This window comes from Actinocrinis puniceicyclus, from assembly GCF_018283645.1.
Taxonomy (GTDB): Bacteria; Actinomycetota; Actinomycetes; order Streptomycetales; family Catenulisporaceae; genus Actinocrinis; species Actinocrinis puniceicyclus.
Map to the genome: position 1 here is coordinate 1 of NZ_JAGSXH010000197.1, position 6,674 is coordinate 6,674.

A 6,674-nucleotide genomic window follows, 5' to 3' on the forward strand; every position below is an offset into this window, starting at 1 on the left:
TAAGAGACAGGGGTTACTGGGGCCGGCCGGGGTTGACGGCGCAGCGTTTCGTGCCTGATCCGTTCTCCGGTGTGGCCGGTTCCAGGTTGTATCGCACGGGGGATCTGGTGTGTTGGCGGCCGGACGGGGGGCTTGAGTTCCTGGGCCGGTCGGATCATCAGGTCAAGGTGCGCGGCTTCCGAGTCGAACTCGGCGAAGTCGAGACCGCGCTGGCTGCTCATGACGCCGTGGCCGCGTGCGTCGTGATCGCGCACCGGCACGATGACGGACCCGTCCAGCTGGTGGCATACGTGCAACCGGTGTCAGGGCGCGCGGTCAGTGTCGCGCAGTTGCGTGAGTTCATGGCCGAGCGGGTGCCGCAGTACATGGTCCCGTCGAGCGTGATGGTCCTGGACCGGTTGCCGCTGAGCCCGAACGGCAAGGTGGACCGGGCTGCGCTGCCCTCCGCGCAGGACGACCGCGCCGCCGCCGCGCGGCAGTTCGTCGCGCCCCGCGACGCACTGGAGCGGCTGATCGCGCGGGCGTGGGCCGAAGTGCTCGGCGCCGAGCCGATCGGGATACACGAGAACTTCTTCGAACTCGGCGGCCACTCGCTGCACGCGGCGCAGGCGACCAGCCGGATCGAGCGCACGTTGCGGACCCGGCTCTCGGTCCGCGAGCTCTTCGACAACCCCACGGTGGAGCGGCTGGCGGCTTGCATGCGCGCCGAGGACGGCGCCGCGCAGCGCCTGGAGCGCGTCGCCGGCGTGGTCGAGAAAGTCCGTGATCTGACCCCGGCCGAGCGCGCGCAGCGGCTTCGCGGAACCGAAGGAGAAATCCGATGAACGACCGACGTCCCCTCGCGGCCCCGGACGCCGACGAGGAGGAGCTGATCAGCAGACTGCTCGCCGAGGAGGGGATCGCGGACGCGCCAGGTGCCCCGGCGTCGATCAATGCGGTGCCGATCACCGCGGTGTCCTGCGCTGATACGTCTACCGCCGCGGTGTCCTTCGGACAGGAACGGCTGTGGTTCCTGGACCGCTGGCAGCCGGGCACGGCGCTGTACAACGTGCCGCTGGCCGTGCGGCTGACCGGAACGGTGGACGGCGAGAGGCTGCGCCGATCCGTGCAGTGCGTCGTGGACCGGCACGCCGCGCTGCGGACCGCGCTCACCACCGTGGACGCGGGCCCGCGCCCGGTCGAGTCCGCACCGGGCACCCCGGTGCCGTGGACCGTCACAGAGCCCGTCGACACCTTCGACTCCGCGCTGGAGGTTGCGCGGGCCGGTGTCGCAGAGTCCTTCGACCTGGCGATCGCGCCGCTGGTTCGCGGCGGGCTGGTGCGCTACGCCGCCGGCGAAGCACTGCTCTGGCTCTCGATCCACCACGTCGCCTTCGACGGCTGGTCCTCAGAGATCTTCTTCGAGGAGCTGACCGCCGCCTACCGCGCGGGCGGGACGCTGGACCTGCCGCCGCTGCCGGTCCGGTACGCCGACTACGCCGCCTGGCAGCGCGAGACGCACTCGCCGCAGGCGCTGCGCGAGGACCTGGACTGGTGGCGCACCGAACTCTCCGGCCTGCCGCCGCTGCTCCAGCTGCCCGCGGACCGCGGCCGTCCCGCCGTGCAGTCCCATGTCGGCAGCACCCTGCACACCGAGCTGGACCCGGACACCGCCGCCGCGGTGCGCGCCTTCGCCCGCGCGCGGTCCGCGACCGTCTTCGACGTCCTCGCCGCCGGTTTCTGCGCGCTCGTGGGCCGCTGGTCCGGGCGCACGGACGTCGCGGTGGCCACGCCGACGGCCGGCCGCGGCGCGATCGAGACCGAGGGCCTGATCGGCTTCTTCGTCAACACCCTGGTGCTGCGCGCCGACCTGTCGCAGGACCCGACCTTCACCGAACTGCTCGGCCGCGTGCGCGGCTCCTCGGCGCAGGCGCAGTCGCACGCCCAGGTCCCCTTCGAAGCGATCGTCGACGCCCTCGTGCCCGAGCGCGAACTGTCGTGGAATCCGCTGGTCCAGGTGCAGTTCGCGCTGCACCGCCAGGCCCGCGCCGACTGGGCGCTGGACGAGGGCGCGACCGCCCGGCTGACCGCGCTGGACACCGGCACCGCCAAGTTCGACGTCACGCTGCTGGTACTCGACGCGGGCGCGGACGGCATGCGCGTCGAGCTCGAATACGCGACAGACCTCTTCGACACCGCCACGATGCGCCGCTTCCTCACCCAGTGGACCACCCTGCTCTCCCGGTTGCTCGCCGACCCGGACCGGCCGCTCTCGCGCGTCTCCTCGCTCGACGAGCAGGAGCGGGCGCAGCTAGCCGCGTGGTCGACGGCCGAGCGCGAGTACGAGGTGACCTCGACCCTTGACGCGCTCGTCGCCAGGCAGGCCGCCGCGCACCCCGACGAGGTCGCCGTGACCGACGGCGACAACAGCCTGACGTATCGCGAACTACTGGAGCGCGCGGACGCCGTCGCCGCCGGGCTGCGCGCCGCCGGCGTCGGCCGGCGCTCGATGGTCGGCCTTGCCTGCCGCCGCTGCGCCGACCTCGTCGTCGGCATGCTGGGCATCCTGCGGGCCGGCGGCACATATGTCCCGCTGGACCCGGACTACCCGCCGGAGCGGCTGTCCTTCATGGTCCGCGACAGCGGCCTGCGCGTGATCGTCACGCAGCCGGGCGTGCGGCTGCCGGATGACATCGCGAACCGTCCCGACCAGCCGATCGAGACGGTCGTCATCGGCGCCGCACGGCACGGTCGGACCCCCGAACCCCTCGGCGAGGAAGACCCCGCCGTCACCGCCGGCCGCGTCGACGACATCGCATACCTCATCTACACCTCCGGATCGACCGGCACGCCCAAGGCCGTGATGGTCAGCCACCGCAACGCCGTGCGCCTCTTCGCCTCGACGGACCACTGGTTCGGCTTCGGCCCCGGCGACGCGTTCAGCCTGTTCCACTCGGCGTCCTTCGACGTCTCGGTGTTCGAGATCTGGGGCGCGCTGACCACCGGCGCCCGCCTGGTGGTGGTCCGGTACTGGGAGAGCCGCGAACCGGAGGCCTTCTACGACCTGGTGGCGCGCGAACGCGTCACGGTGCTGAGCCAGACGCCGGGGGCCTTCCGCCAGTTCGCCGCCGTGGACGAGGAGCGCCGCGAGGACCTCGCGCTCCGGCTGGTGCTGTTCGCCGGTGAAGCACTGGACCCCGCCTCGGTACAGCGCTGGTGGGAGCGCCACCCCGAGGACCGGCCCGAGATGATCAACCTGTACGGCATCACCGAGACCACGGTGCACGTGACGTACTGCAAGCTGACCCGCGAACTGCTGGCCGCGCGGCGCAGCCCCGTCGGCCGCCAGTTCCCCGACCTGAGCGCGCACGTGCTCGACGCCTCCGGGCAGCCCGCGCCGATCGGCGTGACCGGCGAACTGTACGTCGGCGGCGCCGGCGTCGCGCACGGCTACTGGAACCACCCCGAGCTGACCGCGCAGCGCTTCGTGCCGGACCCGTACTCCCGCCGTCCCGGCGCGCGCCTCTACCGCAGCGGCGACCTGGCCTGCCGGCGGCCGGACGGCACCCTGGAATACCAGGGCAGGCTGGACCACCAGGTCAAGATCCGCGGCTTCCGGATCGAGCCGGCCGAGATCGAGGCCGCGCTGATGGACCACCCGGGCCTGGAGGCCTGCCTGGTGCTCGCGCACGGCGGCGCCGAGGCCGACAAGCGCCTCGTCGCCTACCTCGTGCCGAAGCAGGGCGCTGATCCGCTCTCCGTCGAGGGGGTCCACGAGTTCCTCGCGCCCCGGCTGCCGAGCCACATGATCCCGTCCGTCGTGCTCTTCCTCGACGCCTTCCCGCTCACCGCCAACGGCAAGGTGGACCGGCGCCGGCTGCCCGACCCGGACGAGGACCGTCCCAAGCTGACGCGCGCCTACCTCGCCCCGCGCACGCCGACCGAGCAGGCCCTCGCCGAGGTCTGGGCGCAGGTGCTCGGGCTCGCGCGGGTCGGCGTAGAGGACAACTTCTTCCACCTCGGCGGCGACTCGATCCGCAGCGTGCAGGTGCTCGGCCTGGCCCGCAAGCGCGGCATCGAGTTCCCGCTGCAGCGGCTCTTCCAGCTCGGCACCGTCGCCGCCCTGGCCGCGGAGGTGACCAGCGCCGCCGTCGTGCAGCGCGACCGCGAGCCCTTCGCGCTGGTGCGCGCCGAGGACCGCGGCCGGATGCCGGCCGACGTCGTGGACGCCTACCCGATGGCCTCGCTGCAGGCCGGAATGGTCTTCCACATGGAGTCGGACCACGACCAGCGGCTCTACCAGAACCTTGACAGCTACCACATCCGCGCGCCGTTCGACGAGCGGTGCTTCCGCCGGGCCGTCCAGCAGGTCGTGGACCGGCACGAGATCCTGCGCACCTCGTTCCACCTGAGCGAGTACAGCGAGATGCTGCAACTGGTACACGCGACCGCGTCGCTGCCGATCGAGGTGGCAGACGTCAGGGGCCTGAACGAACAGGAGCAGGAGCGGGCCGTCGCCGAGACCGTGGAACGCGAGCGCACCCGGGCGCTCGACCTGTCCAGCCCGCCGCTGTGGCGCTTCTTCATCCACTGGCGCAGCGCCGAATCCTTCCAGTGGACCCTGGTCGAGCACCACGCGCTGCTGGACGGCTGGAGCCTGCACGGCACGATCGCGGAGATCCTGCGGCAGTACATGCGCCTGCTCAAGGACCCGGACAGCCCGCCCCCGGCCAAGCCCGCCTCGACCTACCGCGACTTCGTGGTGACCGAGCAGGCCGCGCTGCGCTCCGCCGAGGACCGCGACTACTGGACCGGCAAACTGCGCGACGTCACCCGGCTGCGGCTGCCTCGCTGGCCGAAGGGCGCGCCGGTCGAGCCGCTCGACGAGCAGCCGGAGCCCGGCCTGCTCGAGTGGGCCCTGCCGCCGGGCTACTCGGACTTCTACGGCTGGTTGGAGACGAAGATCCCGGACGAGCTGTGCCGGGACCTCGGGCGAGTCGCCGCGGACCTGGGCGTCCCGCTCAAGAGCGTCCTGCTCGCCGCGCACGCGCGGGTCGTCTCCTTCCTCGCGGGCACGCCGGACGTGGTGACCGGCATGGCCTTCAACGGCCGGCTCGAGGAGGTCGACGGCACCGAGTCGCGCGGCCTGTTCCTCAATTCCCTGCCGGTCGCCATCCGGGTCGAGGGCGGCGCCACCTGGGCGCAGCTGATCCGCGCGGCCTTCGCCGAGGAGAGCGCGAGCCTGCCGCACCGGCGCTTCCCGATGGCCGAGATCCAGCGGCTCGTCGGCGGCGGCTCGCTGTACGAGACGCACTTCGTCTACAACCACTTCCACGTCCTGCGCGACGTCTTCGACACCGAGGACGTCAGGATCCTGGACCCGAAGATCAACTCCTTCACGACGATGCGGGTCGAGCCGACCAACTACCCCTTCGTCTGCGGCTTCCTGCGCGACCCGAAGGCCGACGGGCTGCTGATGGGCCTCGACTTCCACCTCTCGCAGTTCAGCCACGAGCAGATCCGGCGCATCCGCGGCTACTACCTGGCCGCGCTGCGCTCCGTGGCGGCCGACCCGCACCGGCCGGCCGCGCACGCGGCGCTCACCTCGCCCGGCGAGCGGGCGCAGATCGCGCGCTGGAACGAGACCACCCGCCCGTCGCCGGTGAACTGCACGATCGACGACCTGGTCGCCTGGCACGCCTCGGCGCGGCCGGACGCGGTGGCCGTCGTGGACGGCGAGGTCAAGCTCAGCTACGAGCGGCTGCTCGGCCGCGCGGACGCGCTCGCCGCGCGGCTGCGGGACGCCGGGGTCGGCCGCGGCTCGATCGTGGGCCTGGCCTGTCACCGCTCGGCCGATCTGGTCGTCGGGATGCTCGGGATCCTGCGGGCCGGCGGCGCGTACGCGCCCCTGGACCCGGACTATCCGGCGGACCGGCTCGCCTTCATGGTGGCCGACACCGGGGTCCGCGTCGTGGTCGGCCACCGGGACCTGATCAGCACCCTGCCGCTTGACGGCGTCGCCGCGGTCGCGGTCGAGGACGTGCCGAGGTACGGCGCGCCCCCCGGGCCCGACCAGCGCACGGGCGAGGACGCGGCCACACTCATCTACACCTCCGGCTCGACCGGCCGGCCCAAGGGCGCGGTCCTGCCGCACCGCGGTGTCATCAGGCTACTGCGAGGCACCGACTACACCGAGCTGTCGCCCGAGTCCGTGGTCGGGCAGATCTCCAACGCCTCCTTCGACCCGCTGCTGTTCGAGGTCTGGGGTCCGCTGCTCAACGGCGGCCGCGTGGTCGTCGTCCCGACGGCCGTGGCCCTCTCGCCGGCGAGGCTGGTGCGCCTGCTGCGCGAGGAGGAGGTGACCGCCGTGGCCATCGTGACCGCGCTGTTCAACTCCACGGTGCAGGAGATCCCGGACGCCTTCGCCACGCTCAAGCAGGTGTACATCGGCGGAGAACGGATCAACCTCGGCAACATCGGCAGGGCGCTGCCGCACGGCGGCGTGCGGCTGCACAACATCTACGGGCCCACCGAGGTCACCAGCATCTCCACCTGCAACCCGCTGGATCAGGTCCCGCAGAGCAACGGCGAGATCGGCCGGCTGATCGCGAATACGTGGGCTTATGTGGTGGATGGTGAGGGTGCTCTGGTGCCGGTGGGTGTGCCGGGTGAGCTGTGGTTGGGTGGTCCCGGGG

General features: G+C 72.2%; 2 protein-coding genes. Both read left to right on the plus strand.

What is annotated here, in order from left to right:
* On the plus strand, nt 1-824 hold an 824-nt coding region (locus KGA66_RS27420; RefSeq protein ID WP_211472215.1), incomplete at its 5' end, for a phosphopantetheine-binding protein.
* Nucleotides 821-6,674, plus strand: a 5,854-nt coding sequence (locus KGA66_RS27425; protein ID WP_211472217.1) for a non-ribosomal peptide synthetase, incomplete at its 3' end; no start/stop codon positions are given. The genes KGA66_RS27420 and KGA66_RS27425, both read left to right, overlap by 4 nt.